This is a genomic window from Pusillimonas sp., from assembly GCF_044464525.1.
Classification (GTDB): domain Bacteria; phylum Pseudomonadota; class Gammaproteobacteria; order Burkholderiales; family Burkholderiaceae_B; genus Pusillimonas.
Genome location: NZ_JBIQLE010000004.1, coordinates 1 through 22,693 on the forward strand (window position 1 = coordinate 1; position 22,693 = coordinate 22,693).

General features: G+C 58.4%; 15 protein-coding genes and 1 CRISPR repeat array. Of the genes, 6 read left to right on the forward strand and 9 right to left on the reverse strand.

Translation table 11 applies throughout. The features are described 5' to 3' along the window. Nucleotides 1-45 precede the first annotated feature (45 nt). Nucleotides 46-1,514: a CRISPR direct-repeat array (repeat unit 28 nt; unit sequence TTTCTAAGCTGCCTATGCGGCAGCGAGC). A gap of 128 nt (nt 1,515-1,642) precedes the next feature. The 7 genes from cas6f to ACIY1O_RS03245 form a co-directional block, all read right to left on the reverse strand. Continuing rightward, nucleotides 1,643-2,209 carry a type I-F CRISPR-associated endoribonuclease Cas6/Csy4 gene (gene cas6f, locus ACIY1O_RS03215; protein WP_397473637.1) on the reverse strand — a complete coding sequence of 189 codons (567 nt, stop codon included), beginning with the start codon at nt 2,207-2,209 and terminating at the stop codon, nt 1,643-1,645. A gap of 5 nt (nt 2,210-2,214) precedes the next feature. Next, the gene (gene csy3 / locus ACIY1O_RS03220) at nt 2,215-3,234 is read right to left on the reverse strand and encodes a type I-F CRISPR-associated protein Csy3 (RefSeq protein WP_397473638.1); all 1,020 of its coding nucleotides are present in this window, start codon (nt 3,232-3,234) and stop codon (nt 2,215-2,217) included. A gap of 48 nt (nt 3,235-3,282) precedes the next feature. Then, nucleotides 3,283-4,320, reverse strand: a complete 1,038-nt coding sequence (gene csy2 / locus ACIY1O_RS03225) for a type I-F CRISPR-associated protein Csy2 (protein ID WP_397473639.1) — start codon at nt 4,318-4,320, stop codon at nt 3,283-3,285. Continuing rightward, nucleotides 4,320-5,687, reverse strand: a complete 1,368-nt coding sequence (gene csy1 / locus ACIY1O_RS03230; RefSeq protein ID WP_397473640.1) for a type I-F CRISPR-associated protein Csy1 — start codon at nt 5,685-5,687, stop codon at nt 4,320-4,322. The genes csy2 and csy1 overlap by 1 nt, the downstream gene beginning before the upstream one ends. 413 nt (nt 5,688-6,100) lie before the next feature. After that, on the reverse strand, nt 6,101-9,547 hold the full coding sequence (gene cas3f, locus ACIY1O_RS03235) for a type I-F CRISPR-associated helicase Cas3f (protein WP_397473641.1): 3,447 nt from the start codon (nt 9,545-9,547) through the stop codon (nt 6,101-6,103). Further along, on the reverse strand, nt 9,544-10,545 hold the full coding sequence (cas1f, locus tag ACIY1O_RS03240) for a type I-F CRISPR-associated endonuclease Cas1f (protein ID WP_397473642.1): 1,002 nt from the start codon (nt 10,543-10,545) through the stop codon (nt 9,544-9,546). The genes cas3f and cas1f overlap by 4 nt, the downstream gene beginning before the upstream one ends. A 181-nt stretch (nt 10,546-10,726) precedes the next feature. Then, entirely contained in the window at nt 10,727-11,152 is a 426-nt protein-coding gene (locus ACIY1O_RS03245; RefSeq protein ID WP_397473643.1) for a hypothetical protein, read from the reverse strand. A 285-nt stretch (nt 11,153-11,437) separates the two neighbouring features. Here ACIY1O_RS03245 and mutS point away from each other — a divergent pair, with 285 nt between their 5' ends. From mutS to ACIY1O_RS03275, 6 genes are all read left to right on the forward strand, one after another. Next, nucleotides 11,438-14,131, forward strand: coding sequence for a DNA mismatch repair protein MutS (gene mutS, locus ACIY1O_RS03250; RefSeq protein WP_487047365.1), 2,694 nt, complete (start codon nt 11,438-11,440; stop codon nt 14,129-14,131). Continuing rightward, complete coding sequence (locus ACIY1O_RS03255) at nt 14,128-15,321, forward strand: JmjC domain-containing protein (protein ID WP_397473644.1); 1,194 nt, start codon at nt 14,128-14,130, stop codon at nt 15,319-15,321. Before mutS ends, ACIY1O_RS03255 begins: the two co-directional genes overlap by 4 nt. 179 nt (nt 15,322-15,500) lie before the next feature. Beyond that, complete coding sequence (locus ACIY1O_RS03260) at nt 15,501-17,303, forward strand: assimilatory sulfite reductase (NADPH) flavoprotein subunit (protein WP_397473645.1); 1,803 nt, start codon at nt 15,501-15,503, stop codon at nt 17,301-17,303. A gap of 14 nt (nt 17,304-17,317) precedes the next feature. Continuing rightward, a complete protein-coding gene (gene cysI / locus ACIY1O_RS03265) occupies nt 17,318-19,015 on the forward strand; it encodes an assimilatory sulfite reductase (NADPH) hemoprotein subunit (protein WP_397473646.1) in 1,698 nt (565 codons plus the stop codon). A gap of 16 nt (nt 19,016-19,031) precedes the next feature. Further along, the gene (cysG, locus tag ACIY1O_RS03270; protein ID WP_397473647.1) at nt 19,032-20,492 is read left to right on the forward strand and encodes a siroheme synthase CysG; all 1,461 of its coding nucleotides are present in this window, start codon (nt 19,032-19,034) and stop codon (nt 20,490-20,492) included. Further along, nucleotides 20,437-20,868: an SgcJ/EcaC family oxidoreductase gene (locus ACIY1O_RS03275; protein ID WP_397473648.1), complete on the forward strand. Its 432-nt coding sequence runs from the start codon at nt 20,437-20,439 to the stop codon at nt 20,866-20,868. Before cysG ends, ACIY1O_RS03275 begins: the two co-directional genes overlap by 56 nt. A 49-nt stretch (nt 20,869-20,917) precedes the next feature. On the opposite strand, the gene ACIY1O_RS03280 is transcribed toward ACIY1O_RS03275, so the two are convergent. Both ACIY1O_RS03280 and ACIY1O_RS03285 read right to left on the reverse strand, forming a co-directional pair. Further along, a complete protein-coding gene (locus tag ACIY1O_RS03280) occupies nt 20,918-21,274 on the reverse strand; it encodes a DUF5368 domain-containing protein (protein WP_397473649.1) in 357 nt (118 codons plus the stop codon). Between the two features lie 12 nt (nt 21,275-21,286). Then, nucleotides 21,287-22,642, reverse strand: a complete 1,356-nt coding sequence (locus ACIY1O_RS03285) for an NAD(P)/FAD-dependent oxidoreductase (RefSeq protein ID WP_397473650.1) — start codon at nt 22,640-22,642, stop codon at nt 21,287-21,289. Nucleotides 22,643-22,693: the final 51 nt, after the last annotated feature.

Sequence of the window (22,693 nt, forward strand, 5' to 3'; positions counted from 1 at the left end):
TGCGGCAGCGAGCGCTTCGATGGCGGCGTAGCAGTCATTCCAGCCTTTCTAAGCTGCCTATGCGGCAGCGAGCAAACTTGACCGTATTTGCGTGCGCGGCCAAGTTTTCTAAGCTGCCTATGCGGCAGCGAGCTAAAGCGTGCATGGTTCGCCAGTAACGATGATTTTCTAAGCTGCCTATGCGGCAGCGAGCATCATTCCCCTTCCCCTCAATGCGGCGGGCGTTTTCTAAGCTGCCTATGCGGCAGCGAGCCTGTGGGGATAAAGGGATCGGGGCTTTCAAAATTTCTAAGCTGCCTATGCGGCAGCGAGCTTGTCCGCCAGCTTTCGCGAGCGGGCCTCAATTTTCTAAGCTGCCTATGCGGCAGCGAGCCATGCCTTGGGAAAGCGCTGCTTGTCCTTGTCTTTCTAAGCTGCCTATGCGGCAGCGAGCGACCGTGAATGGCCCAAGGTCGCCAGCTTTTTTTTCTAAGCTGCCTATGCGGCAGCGAGCAGCACCGTTGATCTTTCAGTGGCTCGGGCAAATTTCTAAGCTGCCTATGCGGCAGCGAGCATGTGCTCTACGATTTTGGGCCGTTGCCTGATTTTCTAAGCTGCCTATGCGGCAGCGAGCAAATACAACACTGCTGCGCTTTTGGGCTGGAATTTCTAAGCTGCCTATGCGGCAGCGAGCGCCGAGGCCACAGTCAAGGCTGAGGAAATCAATTTCTAAGCTGCCTATGCGGCAGCGAGCTGCTCTGCCACGTATTGCCGTGCTATCTCTTCTTTCTAAGCTGCCTATGCGGCAGCGAGCCTAAGACGCAAAGGGCTTGTAAGTGTGAGATATTTCTAAGCTGCCTATGCGGCAGCGAGCGGGGCGATTGGGAACGGGTCGGAGCATAGCAATTTCTAAGCTGCCTATGCGGCAGCGAGCCTGGCTTCGTGTTCGGCTTCGGCCTGCTTTAATTTCTAAGCTGCCTATGCGGCAGCGAGCAGGGCGTGTACTCGGGTATTCGCATGCTTGAATTTCTAAGCTGCCTATGCGGCAGCGAGCACGGCGTTTCTTCTCACGCATGGGCGGCGCTCTTTCTAAGCTGCCTATGCGGCAGCGAGCGGGCAGATTCCACGCTTAATCATCATCGATACTTTCTAAGCTGCCTATGCGGCAGCGAGCGAACACATCGATCTTGCCGCCATGCCGCTTCCTTTCTAAGCTGCCTATGCGGCAGCGAGCGTACGGAGCCGACTCAAGCAACGCGCCATACATTTCTAAGCTGCCTATGCGGCAGCGAGCGTTCTTTTGCTTCCAGCGCCACAGGTACTTGATTTTCTAAGCTGCCTATGCGGCAGCGAGCGCAGATAATCCTGTCTCGCCCATACGTCATAATTTCTAAGCTGCCTATGCGGCAGCGAGCGCCTGCGAACGTCCCTTTCACGAATGACTCAGTTTCTAAGCTGCCTATGCGGCAGCGAGCTGGACGAGCTATCCGAAACGGAGCGCGGCGAATTTCTAAGCTGCCTATGCGGCAGCGAGCTAGAGCAAAAGCATAGTAAGAACTTGATTTTTAAAGAACTTAAGCTTAAGAATGATATGGACCCAAAAAAGCCAGAACTTCCTAAACAATTGATACGAAAAGAGTTTTTTATTATCCAGAAAAAAGGGTTAAAACCAGGGAAGCGTCGCTGTCGTACTTAAACCATAGCTATTGAAGACACCCCGCCTAGGCTCAGCCAGCGACTCAGCCAACTCCAAAAAAATGCAAAAGGTTTGCCCTGTGCTCTGACTACGCAACTGAACAAACGGTAAAGTAGGCTGACGCTCTACCTCATCAGGAATGGCAATTAACGCCTGTTCAGGAGTTTCTCCCTTACGGCGCATACGTCGGCGACGCATGCGTTCGGCACTAGTCTTAAACTGACGACGTAACAATTGGCGATGCTCGGTGATGCTTGGTATAGGCAGAATTTCTCTGGTATTAGTGTGATCGCGCATGCCATGCATCCATTCTGTTGCCATCAAACGCTGCAATGCTGCTTCTTCACTATGCAGCCGAAACACAGCCCCCAATCCCCGAGGCCGTAAACAATAGCCAGGGAAACTGATCCCGATGTCACTAGAATTCATCGTCACCAAAGCACGATGCAACTTGGCATATAAGGCACCAAGCAGCAACGGCTGTCCAAACTCAGGGTCAGGCAATAAACAAATGTCGATGAAATGTGTTGTCATTCGATTTACTTCCCCGCATCACCAAATACGCCTCCACGGACCAACACGGCCATGACAAAGTGCTGCTGCTCGACAGCGGGAACTTTATCCTTGAGTAGCCAGCCATCAAGCAGGTTGTAAAAATCCTGCTTTTCCTTAGGTTGCCGATATGCCTTCCCTTGAGTTGTTACTGAACCATAGGGTTCAACTGCAATAGGGCCCAAATCCGCTGCGCCTGGATACCAGTCGTCTACAGTACGAATCGCGTTTCCCAACTTCTGTGAGTGGATAGCAGCAACGTCCCCCACCTTATACAACGTCTTGCTCTTGTCACCACGGCCACGTTCGAGAATAAGTTCTTGAGAAGGAAATACCTCTTGTCCACCCCCTATTCTTGCGAATGCATTTATATGAAGTAACACGTGGCGCTTGCCGGTCAGCCCGTCTGCGATCAAGGCAGCCACAGCATGGAGGTCAGCCTGTGCACTGCCTGCATCGAAGTTCCGCATACTCAAATGCAACGCATCAAAAGTCCAGCTTTTAGTAGGCATGCCCTGTTCAAGCAACGACACAACCACTCTGACCTGTTCGGCACCGATCCGATTGCGCCATAGGAAGCGGCCGTTGGCAAGATTATGGGCATAACGACGGGCTAACTCACCAAAACCGTGGGTGGCAACGTAACCATGGACGGACTGCAAAAGTTTGGCCTCATACTCATAATTGTTGCAGGCTGATGGCTTGCCCGCACCGGGCAACACACGCAAAGTAAAACTAACCTTAAGCGTATCGGCATCTGCAGGGAGCATAGCAATATCTACGGTCTGCAAATTTGGATTCTCGATAGCGGCATCTAGCTTTGCTGGATCCTGATCCTTAGCTTTCAAACGGTTTGAAATTGTGCCGCGCACGGATTTTTCTTGAATAGGGATAATCGGCCAGTTAACGGCATTGCCCTGATCGTCCCAATTACCCGAGTGAAATAAAGCATCAGAAGGATCAAGTTTGCGTTCAAAGGCAAGAACGGAAGCGGTTTTCAATGACATGGAAACTCCTCTTTCCAAGTTTGGATGGAAGCTCAAGGCTTAAATCAGTCAATAGCTGGCCGGCATAGCAACAAGCGAATCAAGTGGCTCGTCGTTTGACGGTGGTACGTACCCATTCCGACACAGATAAAGCCCTTGATCCTGCAGTGTTTTTCCTTCCCAGAGCAAATCCTGAATGCAGCTCAATCGATGAGGACTAATCCACTGCCCCATCGAATACACGCTTTCTACGAACCTAAACGGCGTTCGGTTATCCCTGGCATTAAGAACCTGCCCCCCCTCGTACAGGGAAGACAACGCGGAATAGCCGACGGAGATTGGCACTATCCAACCGGAACCTCGTGGCCTGTCATGCTTCCAAACTACTGAATCACGGCTATCACCCTGATGGCTACGATAATTAAATCGGGCGAGGTCTAACCAGGCATCCAGTACTGTGGCGTTCACATCACTCGCATGTAACTTCTGAAAATGCTGCAAGAGCAGGTCATCACGACTTACCAATGAGAAGCCGGGCAGCCAGGCACGCCTTAATCTACGAAACGCTCGGTCTTGCGCATCAGTGTCATCAGGCCATGCGATCAACTGCGGCGTAATTCGCCTTCCTGGCTGTGGAACTGCGGGCAAGACAGTCCCCCCGGCCACGCGCATCGTATCCAGCGTGTCGCGCACCTGCCACGCCAACTCACGGCGCCGCGTATCATCGCCATGAAAAATCAGATTGTCCTTGTCCTCAGGGCTACCCCCTGCCATCTGAAACACCAATGTCACGTCCAAATGGATACGACCTTCTTCCACGATGCCTGCGGTACTACCATCTTTATCCACCGGATTGCGCGTCAGGCGAAAGGTCTTGACGTAACCATCCTGCACTTGCTCTTCATAGTCGTGACAAATCACGCCCACTTTCGTCGGTACCAAGGGGATGTTCGCTGCCGCCAGTTTGCGATCCAAGGCCCACATCAGCCCCAGAAATGCGGTCATGGCAGGAAATCCATGAGTCAACGGACTAGAGATTGCATTGGCATTCTGGATCTGTAGACGAGGAAGAACCAGAAAACCTTGGGCCTTATCCTCTACCGTCATTACGATATCCTCCCCGTATGGCCCGCAGTAGCGTGGAGAGCATCAAACCTGCCACGTAATTTGTGCAGCCGACGTGCCCACCCATCTTCGGACTCATCAATCAGCAACTCTGTTTTCCAATGTCGGTGCTCGACCTCACCGACCGGCAGATGGTCTTGCAGACGTGCATTGAGCCAATTACCAAAACGATGCCCAATCTGAGCAGGCCAAGCCATCTTCTGCCACTCAGCCAGGAATTTCTCGTCGCTCTCGGCCCTTCCCGGATCCAACCATAATCTTTCTTCCATTACGATTTCGCATCGCACATCGGCTGACCACCCTGCCGGCCAAGTCTGCTGTATTACCGTCCCAAGGCTCACTAACTCATCAATCAACTGATCAACGTATTCATCCCGCCGATTGCGAGTCACAGCATTGGATGGCGGATCGCTCAAGAGAAAAGCCAGCATTTCCCGCAGCACAGAACGCACGCTCTGATATTGAAACAGCATCTGGTCGATAACCGACGTCAGCCCCCAGGGCTGCCGTATATTACGCTGCTTCCATATAGGTGGAAGAGATGCCAATAGATAATTGACGCCACCACGCTCACTATTCAATTGGGAAATGTTTTGGGGTTTAGTCCCCCCAAAACGCTGCATGGCCAGATCTCGGTACTCACGCAAGACTCCATCATGCATCTCACCGGCCCGCCGCGCCGACCGCGCCGCCTTATTCGCCTCGCCAAAACGGTCTTCCTGGATCACGCCGTGCACGGCATGCGCCAATGAGGTGGCAAATAACGGTGCCAATAGATGAAACTCTGAGTCATTGGTCGCGTCACCACCCACCAGCCAATACATTTGCTTGGCACGCACATGAGAAGCTGCTACACCTTGACGCTCCTGAGTCAACCCCACGAAAGCAGCCTGCCACGCCCTGGCTGTTTCGGGGTTATCACTGAGCGCGGCAACAGCAGAGGGCTCATCCGCCAATAGCCAATCGAGAATGCTGCGACCTTCCATTTCCAGCGTGAGGAACTTGTATACATCGAGAGCCGCCGCATTACCGACCACGTCGCTGGTAAAGTGCTCACGAAGCACATGGCTTCCGACATACGACAGGGACGGAAGCGATGCGGGATCGACATAGAGATTAGAGCCTCGCGCATCAGGGTGAATTGGCTTGAGCGAATGCGTGACAGCCTGTATTTGGCCTACCCGCCGAGCTGCATCTTCCAACCAAGCAGCAGGCTGAAACTGGGCAATCAAATCCATCCTTGCTGGCGCATCTGGCGGAAGCTTGTCAAGCCTGCCTTGCAACCTCTCTTGCAGGAAGGCTGCAATCTTGGTTTGCATTTGTTGCTGTATTGACCTGGATTCAGACATTTTCCATCACCCTCAGAGCTACATCACGCAACAACTAAATTCACATCCATTTTATGTTTTATTTTAATATATCAAATTGTTAGTCTCTATATCTGTTGCACAAACAGCTTATAAAATTTTTTGTTTAATTTTAAGATATTTTATTACATTCCTGCCGAACAGGCAGTTTACCAGACTGCCATTTACAGCCCACCTCAGCAAGTGATGGCTAGCCGCATCAGCGATATTCTGCTCGAACGGCATAGGGGCACAGTCGATACAACCTCGTGACTAAGCGGCTACTTTGGCGGCGATGCGCAACTCTGGCTCAATTTGCAAAGTTAGTTCAATATGCGTACGGCGGAACTCAACACTGTGTCGCACGCACCCCTGCTTGAGCCGTTGCAAAACGAACCCGCCTCCGCCTAAATACGTCATTCTTTCCGCGAAAACCCCAGAACTGGATGCCAACGCCAACCGTGGGCACTTTCCGCTAAAGATACCCGCGCGAATGAGATAGCAAAACGCGCAGGGTCTAGGCCCATGTCTTCTGCCTGGCTTTCAATGGACGCAACGACATCCTGCTCTACTACCCATGGGACGACTCGGTCGCCATCACGCACCGCCTTATCGGGAACCCTATGATTCAGACTATTTTCCACGCGCACATAAAGTTCCTGCCATTTCCGGTTGCCTGACGCCACTCTATACAAAGCATAATCATCGTCATCCTCATTCGGCTTTAGCACGACCTCCACCCTAGGTTGAGCATCGTCTCGAAAAGGCTGGGCCTGTTGCAAAAAGCCCGTCAAGTGTGCCGCTTCCCGTAAGCAACTACTGGCGTTCAACTCCGTAGACATCGAGGGCTCGGGCATCACCTTGTCCAGTCGATTGCGATGCACCGGCGCGACGGGCCGTCTAGAAGGCAACATCATATTCTCCAACCTGGTATGTTCCAGATCCACCAGAGTGCCATTCGGTTGCCGGATATTCACCGGGCGAGGCAAAATGCGCGGACGAGCATCAACCACCATCTGCTGCTGCTCATCCAGCCAAGGCGCCAACAAATCCATCAAGCGGTGCGAATGTAGGGTAACCCCCTTACTCTCGAAGCCCGGACGAAGAAATGCCGGCTTTCCGGGCTGTTCAAAATGACGCAGATTGCTGTCGCACACCAGCACATTGCACGCAGTTGCAATCCGATTCGGACGATGGCGCGACACTCGACCCGCCAACTGGATGAGCGAACGCATAGAAGAAGGCTCAACCACAGCCCAGTCATAATCATGGTCACGACCAACTTCGGTAACCGGCGATCCCAATACAACAAACAATTGGTCCTCGGCAACGTGCCCATCGATTGCTCGTCGAACATCAGGCAGATCGAATACCGCCATCTCATTACGGCGATTCAAAACGGTATCCAAACGATGTTCAATAGCGGAGCGCAGAAACAGAGGGAACTGCGAGTGATACACGCACAGATGGATGATTGCTCCCGACGGCGCGCCATTCCGAAAAAATGCCAATGCCACATCAAAGAGAGGGTCGATATTAGCCATGCGCAGTAGACCAAAGCTGACCCGCTTGCCACTCTGGGGGTCAATACAGTGATGGTGTGAGTGCAGCTGCAGCGCGGCATCCCTCAATGTCAAAGCAAACTGTCGGCGGCGTTCAATTTTATCGAAGGTCTGAAAGCCCGCCGGCAATGGCAGCAAACTCATTCGTCGACGCGCTGCTTGCTTGCCCAGCTTGCTGACCCGCCGCTCGACAAACGCCTGATGTTGTTGGCGAAACTCATCCTGGCCAGCACAATCGGCGTGTGCTTGAGAAAACTCATCAACCCACAAGCTGCAGATATGCGGCAGCTCGCCCGGGCGCTGGCCCCGGTTCTTCTGATAACACACGCGCCCTTCTCTGTAAGCCATGAACAAGCCTTCCACCAGGGCGGGCGGCAAGGTAGCGGAAGATAACAACACACGCGATCCTAGCAAGCCTGCCCAATATACTAGACGGGTAAGCGCCGGAAGATCAGCTAGGTCAAAGTCGTCGGGCTCATCAAGTACAAGGTCGCCAGTCAACAGCCGCAACATCGGGGCGATCTGCCGGCCTCCACGCAAGCTCTCAGTGGCGGGTGTGAGATGATCCACTGTACACACCAAGAGCGGTGCTGCAAGGAGCTTTCGTGCTTGCCCGTCATTCCCCAGTTGCTGGAGCACAGAATGCTGATCGTTACCCTCGAACACCACATGAGTAGACTCATCGACCAGCGCCTGCCGGGAAGCAGAGCCACTACGCTCGGCCAGTTGTTCATAGTATTCGAATAGTTCTCGGCTTGCCGCCCCACCGACTTGGATCGCCAGCTCGTCATCACCCAGATCAAGATCGCACTGGAAACTACGACCAGTCTGCAAAGTCAATGTACGCAAGCCAATGGCAAATGCACAACGCAAGCCGCGCTGTGGATCCGCCAGCGCATTCATGATCCTGGCATTGCCTAGGGTCTTTCCGCAACCGGTCGAGGCCATGTTGACAATAAAAGCCCCATGATCCTGAGCCCGTCGCCGTACACCAACGGCCAGATCCACCGCCTTATCCTGCCATTGGAACAACGGGTTGCTGCTGCGCCGTTTCAAGCCGCGATGCCCGATCAGATGCGACAACTGGCTAGCCAAGCTTGGCAACCCATGCGTAAGTTGTCCTGCGTGCCGCTCGACCCCCAGAAGATGTTCATCAAGTCGTTGCAAGCAGGCTCCCGTGGCACGGTCGGTATTCGCAAACAGCGGGTAATCAGGAATGCCGATCACCCGGTGCGTCTCTTCTGTGAGACTGGAGTAATAATGGTCCCCCAGCATCAATATCAACCGGGATAAATGCATAACAAACGGGTCCGACAAGCTGTCTGCCGCCATTGGCAGATCTTGAAGCATGCTCCGGGCAATGCGAGCCGACCGCTTGCGCCACAATGGCGTACGTACGGGAAGCCCGGCTGGAAAAGACCAATACGACTGGGCTTTATCGGGCTCGTGCTTTGTTTCCCACGGCTCATTCCAGTCAGCCGTGATCCTGCTCATTACGTTTGAGAGCTCCGCCCCACTGACACTGCGTATTATTCTGCCGTGCCAAAGCTGCGACGAGGCCGTTTCCGTAGCACTACGTGGCAAAGTAGGCAGGCGATGGTGGGTCAGCACCAGCCAGGCCACCGCTTGCGCCAACGGAGGAAGGCTGTTCGCCCCTGCACCGAACGGCGCATGCTGCACGGCATCTGGATCCATACCATCTCGCCACAGGCGCCCACTACCGAAGTCCAGCCAAAAAGCTTCGAAATCAGTGTCCTCGCCCTCGTGCTGAGCGGCATTAGCCAAACGCCGTAGCCAGCCAACATCATCGTCCCGCCCCACAAAAGCTTGAAATAAGCGCACCGAAATCCACTCATGACGATAGCGGTTCTTCTCTTTTGGCGCGCCAGGCCGCAAACGCAACTGGAATGCTTCACAGGCCTTGCCCATATCGTGCAGTAACGCCGCCAACGCAGCCAACTGCCGCATCAGCCGTAGACGGTGCCAGTCATTCTCGTCATTACGCCGCAGCACATCACGCGTAGTTGTGTTGGTAGGAACCGCAGCTTCTGTATTGAACTGACGGGTATCGCCCACGATCCACAAAAGTTCAGTGTGATTTTTGGCATGAATCCAATGACAAGCCACGGCCGTATTTTTACGCGCGGTTCGACGCAGCAATTTACGCAAGGTATCCAGCCCAGCCAATGTTATTGCCGTCTGCCAGGTTCGTTCGCCCCGCCGCTCGGCAAATTGATCAAGAATACGGCGAGTCTCTACGAGCGCCCTCTTACTACACTGCGAGATCAGAAGCACATTCACGCGGCGCCACCCTCTTTCACTCCCTGTTCCGCCAACCGAGCGGTGGTTAGCGCGACGTCCTTGACCGCATCGATCATAAAGTCTAGAGATTCGGTGCGGGTCAATATCTCTATGCACTGCCGTCTGAACTGCTGTTCATCATCGCCACGCATAGCCGATACGAAAGCCTGCGGCAGAATGCAGGCATCCTTGATTAAATCTGCAACGTCGAATACGAGTCCGCCCCGCCTAGTCTTGCCATGCAACACTGCCAGCCCGTGCGGCAGCCCTAATACCCAGCAGGCAGTGGCTCCCAAGCCATAGGCCAAATAATTCCCGTGGTCCAGAAAGCGATTTGCGGGGTCCGTACCCGACCCACGCTTAGCGCGCGTGAACTCGCCATACCCCACCGTATCGACTGCAAGCTTGAACAAGCTTTTGGTAAGACGCGCCTCCTCGGTAAACAACGCAGTCAAATCATCTGCCCGCTCGATCTGTATCAGGGTACGGTCAAGCATCTGGTCAAGTCGACCCCGATCAACATCAAAACCAAATTCACGCCAATGAGATAGACGCCAGGTTTCCCGCAAGCGCAGTGTTCGATGCTTCTGGATGGCCTTAGCGGCTATCAGCCTGAGGTCGTCGGAAAACCAGAAGCGGACCCACGCCTGCAAATACTCCGTGGGACGATATTCACTTTGCGGATTGAGCCATGCGACCTCGACATCCACTTCATTTGCCGAAAATAAAGGCGTTCCTCCGCCACCACAGAAACCCACCAGCACTCCAGATTTCGCCAACTCACGCATGGCCGCCTGCGTAATCGAAGTACCTGTTCCTAAGAGGATGCTGGTCGTATTCGCGATGGGAATATTCCAATACAAGGAGCGCTTACCCGCATCAGTAACATATTCAACCCTCCCCCCGTTGACTAGAACTCGGCAATGTTCCAAGTAGTAGATATTTGCCCGCTTGGAATGCAAGATAGTTTTGAGGTCCGAAGCAGCGATATCTTTCATGATAATTCTTGTAACATAAGTTCAAAGAAGAGCATACCTCGAACAAGCGCCCGGTCTCAACGTAAGGGCTACCATGCACGCAACCTCTATTCAGTGTCAATTTGCCCCAAGAAATCAGCCGTCTTCTTGAGACAAATCCTGGCATATCTGGGCATCTGTCTGGACTAGCCTATGACAACTGCTAATGCACCGCCGGCTTATCGGCCGGCATGGGTGCGAAGCAGTGCGGGCTTTGGACGACGGTGGCGGTGAAGCGGCAGAACTCGGTTGTTATGCCGTGGACGATAAGCGCCGCCATGCCGACCCCGGCGTCATCAAAATATATGAAGGCTCCCGGCTTGCCGTCGATGTCGAGCGCGCCGTGATAGAAGTCGGTGCCCTTGCACCGCACCACAGGCGAGACCCTGGGTTTGCTCTGACTGCCCGGCTTCATGTGCTTGCAAATTTGTTCAAGTATGAAGTTCAGATTATCCAGGCGTGCCGGGCCGGAAGCCTTCATGAAGGAAGGGTGCATGGTGAGGTCGAAGAACTGGTTCCACGCCTCGTTCAAATTGCTGGCCTGCAGAACGCTATTCTTCAGTTTGTTGATATTGGCAAGAAGTGTCATGGAAGCCTCGTCGGGTAGGGGTGGCTAAGAGATACGCATAGCGTGGTGCTAGGCTACCCAAAGCGTCGAGGCCGGAGGCGCGAAAGGCGACGGAAATGCCCCGCGTAGTTTCCGAAGGCTCAGGCGTCGGCGCTTGCGTATGCCATCATCGCGCGACGGCAGGCAGACTCATTACAATGTCTGTTCTTCGGTAGCATGCCTTTCACGCTTGAAAACAGCGATATCGGGTTTGCCCCGAATAGCCCCGGCCTGCTCCCTGACACGACATAATTTATTGAATTTTTAATGGAAAAACAGGATATAAGCGCCCACACGCCCATGATGCGCCAGTACCTCACCCTAAAAAAAGAGGCCGGCGCACATCTGTTGCTCTATCGCATGGGCGACTTTTATGAGTTGTTCTATGAAGATGCCGAGCGGGCGGCGCGCTTGCTTAATCTGACGCTGACCAAACGCGGCACTTCCAATGGCGCGCCCATCCCCATGGCGGGGGTGCCCTTTCATGCGATGGAAGGCTATCTGGCGCGGCTGGTCGCCTTGGGCGAATCGGTGGCTATCTGCGAGCAGATCGGCGATCCGGCCACCAGCAAGGGCCCGGTCGAACGCAAGATCGTGCGCATCGTCACGCCCGGCACGCTTACCGACGATGCGCTGCTGCCCGCCAAGGCCGACAGGCAGATCGCCGCCCTCTGGACAGCGCGCATCAATCGAGTCGAATGCAGCGGCATCGCCTGGATGAACCTGGCCAATGGCGACTTTTGCGTTACAGAGTGCGCGCCGGATATGCTGGAATCCGAATTGCATCGGATCGCGCCAGCGGAGCTGCTGTGTGCCGAGAGCAAGCGCATGCGCCTCGACGGGCCAGTTGCGGTCAGCACGATGCCTGACTGGCACTTCGAAGCCGACAACGCGCGCCACGTGCTGCAAACGCATTTTGCGGTCGATTCGCTTTCCAGCTTCGATCTGGGCGACATGCCGGCGGCGATTTGCGCAGCCGGGGCATTGTTGCACTATGTCAGCCAGACACAGTCCCAATCTCTTAGCCACATCCAATCCATCCGCGTCGAAAGGCCGGGGGCCTACGTGGTGCTGGATCCGGTCACTCGCAAGAACCTCGAGCTGAGCCAAGCGCTGGGCAGCGACGATGGGCCTTCGCTGTTCTCGACCCTGGATCATTGCCGTACACCGATGGGCAGCCGGCTGCTGCGCCGCTGGCTGCACCATCCATTGCGAGACAACGAGCCGGCACAGGCTCGCCTGCGGGTGATCGAGGCCTTTCTGGCGGGACGAGACAGCGACAGCCTGGATGCAACGGCCGGCCTGGAAACATTACAGGACACGCTCCACCGCTATCCCGACATCGAGCGCATCTCCACCCGCATCGCCCTGCGCTCGGTGCGCCCGCGCGAGCTGGCCAGCCTGCGCGACGCCCTGGCGCTGCTGCCTTTCTTGCGAGAGCATATCGGCACGGCGTTCAACGCCACGCCCGAATTGGATGAATTCCTGCGGCGCACCGATCTGCACGATGAATTGGCCAAGTTGCTGTGCGACGCCATCGACGCCGAGCCTGCACTGATGGTGCGGGACGGCGGCGTCATCGCCGCTGGATACGATGCCGAGCTGGATGAACTGCGCCGCCTTGCCAGCGACAGCGGCGAGTTCCTGGTCGAGCTCGAGGCCCGCGAGCGAGAGCGCACAGGCATCTCCAACCTGCGCGTCGAATACAACCGCGTGCACGGCTTCTTCATCGAGGTCACGCGGGGCCAGGCAGACAAAGTACCCGCCGATTACCGTCGCCGCCAAACATTGAAGAACGCCGAGCGCTTCATTACGCCCGAACTCAAAACCTGGGAAGACAAGATCCTGTCGGCCAAAGACCGGAGCCTGTCGCGCGAGAAATGGCTGTTCGAGCAAGTGCTTGATCTGTTGGCCCCCCACGCGGCGCGGCTTTCGTCTTGCGCATCGGCGCTGGCCGAAATAGACGCTCTGGCGGCGCTGGCGGAACACGCACGCGACAACGACTGGGTATCGCCACAACTGACAGCGGCATCCGAGGTCATTATCGAAGCTGGTCGCCATCCTGTGGTGGAACGCACTATTGAACGCTTCACGCCCAACGATTGCGAACTCCATGCCGACCGGCGCATGCTGCTTATCACCGGACCCAATATGGGTGGTAAATCAACCTATATGCGGCAGGTCGCGCTGATCGCCCTGCTGGCCCGCGTAGGCAGCTTCGTTCCCGCACGCAGCGCCCGCGTCGGACAAATCGATCGCATTTTCACACGCATCGGCGCGGCGGATGACCTGGCCGGCGGCCGCTCGACTTTCATGGTGGAGATGACCGAAGCAGCGGCCATCCTTGCTGCCAGCACGCCGCAAAGCCTGGTGCTGCTAGACGAAATCGGACGCGGCACATCGACCTACGACGGCCTGGCCCTGGCCTGGGCCATCGCGCACCGACTGTTGAATCACAATCAGGCACTGACACTGTTCGCCACCCATTATTTCGAAATGACCCGCCTACCGGCTGAATCGCTCACCGCGGCAAACGTTCATTTGGCGGCGGCGGATTCGGCCTCAGGCATCGTGTTCCTGCACGAGGTCAGGCCAGGGCCAGCCAGCCGCAGCTACGGCATACAAGTGGCTCAACGCGCGGGAATCCCCCCGGCGGTCATCCGCCATGCGGGCCGCGAGCTGTCGCGCCTGGAAGCGCTGGGCGCGCCCACGCCGCAACTCGACCTCTTTGTCGAGGCGGCATCCAGCGTCTCCGTGGATGCCCCAAATGAAGACCACGACTCTCATTGGATCTCGGACGAGAGCCTGGCCATGTCGAAAGGAAACGACCACCCCGATGCCACGGCAGAAGCGCAAAGCGCTCACGCCTTCGCCGAGGCGCTGGCTGCTTTGGACCCTGACCAGATGACCCCGCGCGAAGCGCTTGATGCACTGTACCGGCTACGAGCCGACCACCTATGAATCCGGACACTCCACTAACTTTGCTCGGCGGCCTCAGCCCTCAGGCTTTCATGAAGAAGCACTGGCAGCGCAAGCCATTACTGGTGCGGCAAGCCATGCCTGGATTCCAGCCGCCCCTTTCTATCTCCGATATACGTGCACTCGTGCGCCGGGAAGAAGTGGAATCGCGCCTGATCTGGCAAGAAGACCAGCAGTGGAAAATGAAGTCCGGCCCCTTTGCGCGCCTGCCGGCCATGCGCCGGCCGGGCTGGACGGTACTGGCCCAGAACACCGATGCGCACGACGACGACATGGCCGAACTGCTGCACCGCTTCCGTTTCATCTCCGATGCCCGCCTGGATGATGCCATGATCAGCGTAGCCTCAGACGGCGGCGGAGTGGGGCCGCATTTCGATAGCTATGACGTGTTCCTGCTTCAGGCGCATGGCCGGCGTCGCTGGCGCATTAGTACACAAAAAGATCTTACCCTGCAAGAAGGCCTGCCGCTCAAGATCTTGCGCAATTTTGAAGCCGAGCACGAATATGTGCTTGAACCGGGGGACATGCTTTACCTGCCGCCGCAGGTGGCCCATGACGGCATCGCCCAAGGCGACTGCATGACGATTTCGATCGGCTTTCGCGCGCCGACCCTGGCCGGGCTGGCGCGGGGCGTGCTGGAAGCCGCCGCGGATCAGCTTATGGCCCGCGTTGGTGAAGACCCTGGCCTTTACGGCGCCCGCCCGGGGCCCGGCCCCAAACTTGGCGCGCGCTACCGCGACCGGGGCGCGGCGGCAACGCGAAACCCAGCCCATCTGCCCGACCACCTGGTGCAGACCGCGCTTGATGCGGCCAGGCGGATAGTGCTTGATGAAGGGCTTGCGTCCCGCTTTCTAGGCCAATGGCTGACCGAGCCTTCGCCGGCGGCCTGGTTTGAGTCCACGGCCGAAGACACAGGGCTGGCGGACGGCTGGCCATCCACCGGCATTCTGGCGGCCGACCGATGCACGCGAATAATGTATCGAGGCAAAGAGCTCTACATCAACGGCGAGTTGGCCGACCTGCCGCCAAGCGCCGGCCTGCGCGCACTGGCCAACGACAGGCAGCTCGACTGCGCGGGACGTCATGCGCGGTCGCTGACATCACGCGAAATCTCCATGCTTGACGATTGGCTGGCCCAGGGATGGATGCATTACCTGCCGGCAAATACTTGATGATTCATTGAACGCGCCAGGCGCCGCATGCACCGGCTTGCGCGCGAGGCCTGGCTTTCTTAATTACCGGGCAGCCAAAGCCACAACTACGAAAAGCGCATAAAGTAATAAGAATGTTGTCGTTCGCTTAACGTGCGCGGCTTCATAGAATGGATGTTCATTCATTCATGAAGTCTGTCATGTTGGCATTGTCACATCTACCCGAATCAAAACACGTCCTGCTCAAGCAGCTCTCCGAAGACCTGGACACCCAGTCACTGAGCTGGCTTTCAGGCTACTTCGCCGGCCTGGCTCGCCAGGCTCCCGCTGCGCATCCGGCCCAGAAGATCGCCGCCTTGGCAGCCACGCCCGCCGCAGCGCCTCGGCCCCTGACCATTCTTTACGGCAGCCAGACCGGCAACGCCAAGCGCGCCGCCGAAACACTGTTCGAGCAGGTGCGCTCGGCAGGCCTGCCTGCAAGGCTGGTACGGGCCGACCGCTACACCACCCGCGAGCTCAAGGACGAACAACTGCTGTATATCGTAATCAGCACGCAAGGCGACGGCGAACCGCCCGACGACGCCATCGGTTTCGTCGAGTTCCTGGCAGGCCGGCGCGCGCCCAAGCTGCCCTCGCTCAACTACGCTGTACTGGGCCTGGGCGACTCTAGCTACCCTTCGTTCTGCGGCATCGCGCGCCAGATCGACGACAGGCTGGCCGAGCTGGGCGCAACACGCGTACACGACGTAGGCCTGGCTGACCTTGACATCGACACGGTCGCCAAGCCCTGGGCCCAGAAGGCGTTCGAGCAGGCGCAAGTCGTTCTGAAGCAGGCCGACCAGCCGCCACCCAGCGCCAGCGTCACGCCCCTGCATCCCAAGGCCAGCCGCTATACGCGCGAAGCGCCGTTCGAAGCAGAGCTGTTGCTGAACCAGCCCATCACCGCAGCCGACAGCGACAAAGACGTGCGCCATCTTGAGCTATCGCTGGAAGACAGCCAGCTCAGCTACCAGCCCGGCGACGCGCTGGGCGTATGGCCGGTGCAGTCCGAAGCTCTGGTGGCCGAGGTGCTGGAACTGGTGGAACTGGACGGCGATCAAGCCGTCAACATATCCGACGTCGAGCGTCCGCTCAAAGACTGGCTGGCTTCCCATCGCGAGCTGACGCAACTGACCCGCCCCTTCCTGCAGGCCCTTGCCGAAAAGTCGCAAAGCAAAGAGCTGGCCACGGTGCTGCAACCCGACCAGCCGGACGCCTTCCGCGAGCTGGTCTCCAGCCGGCAATTGGCCGACGTGCTGCGCAAGCACCCCGCCACATGGACCGCCGAAACATTCGTCCAGGCGCTGCGGCCGCTGGCGCCCCGCCTGTACTCCATCGCGTCGAGCCAATCCAGCGTCGACGAGGAAGTGCATCTTACCGTCGCCAATGTCGAATATGAATTCGAAGGGCAGGCCCGCTGCGGCGCGGCCTCGGGCTACCTGAGCCGGCTCGCCGAAGGAGAGCGCGTGCGTATCTTCATTGAAGAGAACACCCGCTTTCGCCTGCCGGTCGACACCTCGCGCGACGTGATCATGATCGGCCCCGGCACCGGGGTGGCGCCCTTCCGCGCCTTCGTGCAAGAACGCGCCGCCCAGGGCGGCAACGGCCGCAATTGGCTGTTCTTCGGCAACCCGCACTTCAGTTCCGACTTCCTCTATCAAACGGAATGGCAGGCGGCGCTGCGCGACGGCCAGCTACATCGCCTTGACCTGGCCTTCTCACGTGATCAAGAGCAGAAGATATACGTACAAGACCGCCTGCTGGAGCAAGCCGCCGAGCTCTACGCCTGGATACAGGGCGGCGCACATGTCTATGTGTGCGGCGACGCCAATCGCATGGCCAAAGACGTGCACCAGGCCTTGCAGCGCATTGCCCACCAAGAAGGCGGGCTGGACCCCGCACAGGCCAAGCATTGGCTCGACGAGCTGGCCGCCCAAGGCCGCTACGCCCGCGACGTATATTAAGCAACAGGATCAGCATGACCACCTCGATTTCCCACCTGGAACAGATCAAGATAGACAGCCGCTACCTGCGCGGCACGATAGAAGAAGGCTTGAACGACCCGATTACCGGCGCCATCAGCGACGACGACAACAAGCTGCTGAAATTTCACGGCAGCTACCAGCAAGATGACCGCGACATTCGCGACGAGCGCCGCAAGCGCAAGCTTGAGCCGGCCCATTCGTTCATGATCCGTGCGCGCCTGCCGGGCGGCGTGGTCACGCCACAGCAATGGCTGGAGCTCGATCGCATCGCCACCACCTGGGCGACGCGCGGCCTGCGCATCACCACGCGGCAGACTTTTCAATGGCACGGCGTTGTCAAGCGCGACCTCAAGGCCACCATGCAGGCGCTCAACAAGGCCATGGCCACCACACTGGCCGCCTGCGGCGATGTAAACCGGCAGGTGGTGGGCGCGGTCAACCCGCATCTTTCCAGCCAGCATCGCCTCGTGCACGAATGGGCGCAAAAGCTTTCCGATCACTTTCTGCCCCGCACCGGCGCCTATCACGAAATCTGGCTGGACGGCGAGAGAATCGTCGGGCAACCCCAGGAAGAGCCCATCTACGGCCCCACCTACCTGCCGCGCAAGTTCAAGATGGGCGTCACCATCCCGCCCCTGAACGACATCGACGTCTTCGCCCAGGATCTAGGCCTGATCGCCATCATCGAGAACGGCAAGCTACAGGGTTTCAACGTAGCGATCGGCGGTGGCATGGGCGCAACCCACGGCGACCCCACCACCTATCCGCGCCTGGGCAGCGTCATAGGTTTCGTCACGCCCGAGCGGCTGATCGAAACGGCCGAAGGCGTTGTCACCATGCAGCGCGACCACGGCAATCGTTCTGAACGCCAGCACGCCCGCCTGAAATACACGCTCGACCATCTTGGCCTGGAGTGGTTCAAGGCCGAGCTGGAAAAACGCATCGGCTTCGAACTGGAACCCGTGCGCCAGTACCATTTCGACAACAACGGCGACCACTATGGCTGGCTGCAAGGCGCCGACGGCAAGTGGCATCTGGGCCTCTACGTCGAAGCCGGCCGCCTGTGGGATGAGAACGGCTTGCAGCTTCTGACAGGCATGCGGGAAATCGCACGCGTCCATACCGGCGAGTTCCACCTTACCTGCAACCAGAACCTGGTCATCGCCAATGTCGACGAACAAGACAAGGCCCGCTTGGACGAGCTGGCGGGCCGGTACGGACTGGACGGCTATGCGAGCCAAAGCGGCATCCGCCGCCACAGCATCGCCTGTGTGGCGCTGCCAACCTGCGCCCTGGCAATGGCTGAAAGCGAACGCTATGCGCCGGTGTTGCTGCCCAAGCTCGAAGCCCTGCTCGAGCGTCACGGGCTGGCCGACGCGCCCATACTGTTGCGCCTTTCGGGTTGCCCCAACGGCTGTTCACGCCCCTATCTGGGCGAGATAGCCCTGGTGGGGCGCGCGCCGGGCCGCTACGATCTTCGCTTGGCCGCCGACTTCACGGGCCAGCGAATCAATACGCTACATCGCGAGAACATCACCGAGCCCGAGATTCTGGCAGCGCTGGACGAGCTGTTTTCCGCCTATGCCGCAAACCGCCTGCCGGATGAGCATTTCGGCGATTTTCTCATTCGCACCCAGGTCGTGCCGGCTCCTGAGCAGCGCCTGATCCCCATCGTGCTCGAGACCGCCTGAACACAGGAAGCCGAACATGAAGCTGTTTCCCATTTTCACCGACCTTAAGGGCCGCCTCGTGCTGGTCGTGGGCGGCGGCGTTGTCGCCGAGCGCAAGATACGCAGCCTGCTGGCGGCGGGCGCGGATGTGCTGGCGGGCGCCCCGTCGTTCACGCCCGGCCTTCTGGCGCTAGCCAAAGCATCGCGCATCACCGTCCGGCAGCAAAAATTCCAGCCCGAATGGCTTGACGAAGCCTGGCTCGCCGTGGCGGCAACCGACGACCGCGCCCTCAATCGCCGCATCGCCCAACTGGCGGAGCAGGCCCGGCTTTTCATCAATGTCGTGGATGACCCGGAACTGTCTTCCTTCCAGGTGCCGTCCATTGTCGACCGCTCGCCCCTAACCATCGCCATCTCGTCCTCCGGCGCGGCGCCCGTGCTGGCGCGACGCTTGCGCGAGCGCATCGAATCGATGTTCGACCACTCTCTGGGCGCACTGGCCGGCCTGGCGGCCAGGCATCGCGGCGCGATACGAACCCTGCGGCCCGGCCTGCAGCGTCGCCGGCAATTCTACGATTGGCTGCTGGACGGCCCGGTTGCCTCGGCCCTGCGGGCGCAACAGCCCGAAGCGGCGGAGAAGGCCTTGCTGCACGAGCTGTCCACCCCCGAACAAGCTCCGGTCGGCGAAGTATTGCTGGTTGGAGCCGGGCCGGGCGATCCCGGCCTGCTCACACTGAAAGGCCTGCGCGCGCTCAACGAGGCGGACGTCATTCTGTATGATCGGCTGGTCAGCGATGAAGTGCTCGATCTGGCCCGGCGGGACGCCGAGCGCATTTTCGTGGGCAAGACGCCGGGTGAAGACCACCACGCCACGCAGGCGCGCATCCACGCCCTGATGGTCCGGCACGCCCGGGCGGGCGAACGGGTTGTGCGCCTGAAGGGCGGCGACGCTTTCGTGTTTGGGCGCGGCGGCGAAGAGCTTGAGTACCTGGCCCAACAGGGCATTCCTTATCAAGTGGTACCCGGGCTGACAGCCGGGCTTGCCTGCACCGCATACGCCGGCATCCCGCTGACGCATCGCGACCACGCTCAATCGGTGCGTTTCATCACCGCGCACAGCAGCAAGGAAGGCGTCCTGGACTGGCCCTCGCTGGCCCGACCCAACCAGACACTGGTCTTCTACATGGGCGTCAGCCAGATACAGTGGCTGGAGGCGCAGCTACTGAAGCACGGGCGAACGGCCGGCACGCCCTTCGCATTGATAGAGAACGGCACCCGGACCAAGCAACGGGTACTTACCGGCCGGCTGTGCGAACTGGCGGGGCTGGCGGCTTACCACGGCTTCCAGGCTCCATCTTTGCTGGTAATTGGCGAGGTGGCCGCGCTCGGACCGGACCTTAGCTGGTATGGTATGCATATCAACCATCTTGAGTCTTCCGGGCATGAACCACGATTCCAATCCTCCATCAAGCGAGACCCCGCCATCGTCCAGGCCTGACCCTGGAAACGACGCGCTGCGCGCCCTGCTGGGGTTGTGGCAAGCCGCGTTCGACAACCACGATGCCGAGGCGATCGCCGCCCTGTTCGCCCCCGACGTGCTGTTCCAGGGGCTGGCGCCTACCCTGCTTTCTGGGCGCGACGCCGTGCTCGAGTATTATCGAAACGTACCGTCGGGCACCAGCGCCCTTATCGAAGATATCGAAGCCATCTCGTTGACGCCCGACGTCGTCTCGGGCCACGCAAAGATCACGTTCATCGAGGCCGACCGGCGTCTGCGGCCCGTCTGCCTATCGATCACCGCCCAGAAAACAACGGGGCAGTGGCAAATCAAAAGCTACCATGCGTCGGGCCTTGCCCGCCCTTCTACAGACTAGGCCGGGGCTTCAGGCCAGGCTGCAAGGGCCGTGTGGCGGCACGAGTTTTTTACTTTGCCGTATGGCGCAGAAGCGCCCACCACCCGCCAAGTGTGTAGAAGGCAACCGTGACGCCAATCAGCCCAATCCCGAACACCAGGGCGATAAGAAGCCAATCGATCGGCCCGCCCACATCCATGAAGCCCGAGGACGAAACACGAACCATGAGGACCAGCGCGCCGGCGCCGCCAAGCAGCCCTATTGCCTGCGAACGCAAGAGCCGGCGCGCGTCGATGCGGCGCTCGCGCAACAACAGAACCGCCAATGCCGCGATGCTGAAGACCGCGGCAAACAGAAGCACCCACAATAGCGCTCCGAGCATTTCGTGGAACACCGCCAACAATACGAAGAGATCGAGTTCTTTCATGGTACCGCCTCCTTATGCCTTGCCACGCAACATGCTGAGATATGTTGGCTTGAGCGCCATCGTCTTCATCACCCAACTGATCCATAACTCCTCCAGGGGCGCAACGACTCCCGGAAACGACGGAACGAGATTGTTCTGATAATCGAACTCCACCAGCATGGCCCTGCCCAGGCGTGTGATCAATGGGCACGATGTGTAGCCGGTATAGAGGGCTTCGGATACCTTGCCGGCGATCTCGGCGACGATGTGGTCGACCACCACCGGCGCCTGCCACTTCACGCTCGCGGCGGTCTTGCCCTTGGGCACGCCCGCAATGTCTCCCACGCCGAACACATTGGGGTAACGCACGTGGCGCAAGGTTCCCCTGTCTACCTCCATCCATCCCTCGGCTCCCCACGGCCCTGTCCGCCATGGCAAGGGGCTGTTCCGAACCGCTTCGGGCGCGCGCATCGGCGGAATCACGTGGATGAAATCGTAGCCTTGCTCTTCGGTGCCCCGGGGGGTGCTGAACAGGGCGATGCGCCTGCCCGGATCAATAGCCCGGAGCACCCTCTCGTAATTGACCTCGACGCCTCGCTGCTGGAACAGCATGCGTACTTTCTCGGACACAATGGGCACGCTGAACAGTTCTTTGTTATGCGCGTTGTAGACGATGCGCGACCTGTCGCGCCTTCCTCGCCGCGCAAGATGGTCTTCGGCAAGAAAAGTATATTTAAGGGGTGCGCCCGCACACTTCATCTCGGTGGACGGACGCAGAAAAATGCCTGTTCCCCCCTGGTCCGCAAAAGCGGACAGAGCCTGCCAGCTTGCGGCGGCGGCCTCCGGTCCCTGATAGATGCTGGCAACGCCGTTCTTGCCGATCAAGGCGGTTTCCATGCCTTCGATCAGGCCGTACTCCAATTGCAATCCGGTAGCGACCACCAGAAAATCATAGGGATACGAGGCCCCGCTGTCGGTCACGACCTTGTTGCCGTCGGGATCGAGCTCGGCGACGCGTTCGTTCACCCATCGCACGCCGGCGGGAACATAACTTGCCGTATCCGAGACCACGTAATCCTTGGGCTTTACGCCGGCGCCGACCAGCGTGAAGCCAGGCTGATAGAAATGCTCTTTGCGCTTGTCAATCAGGACGATGTTCGCTCCGTCCAGGGTCGCGGCCAGCCTCGATGCCACTGTCAGGCCGGCCGCGCCCGCCCCTGCAATGACGATTCGAGCGGAAGTCTTTGCCTTTTCGGCAGCATCGGCCACTGGCGGTATCGCGGCGGCCAGCGCCCCGGCAACACCCGCCATCAGGAACAACCTGCGCTGTTCGGAATTCGGCGCCTCGTCGTGCGCATAGATACAATCAAAAGAGTCTTTCTTGGCCATGGAGTCGGCTCCCTTCAATGCACGTGCCGAGGCTCGCGCTGAGTTTTTCGT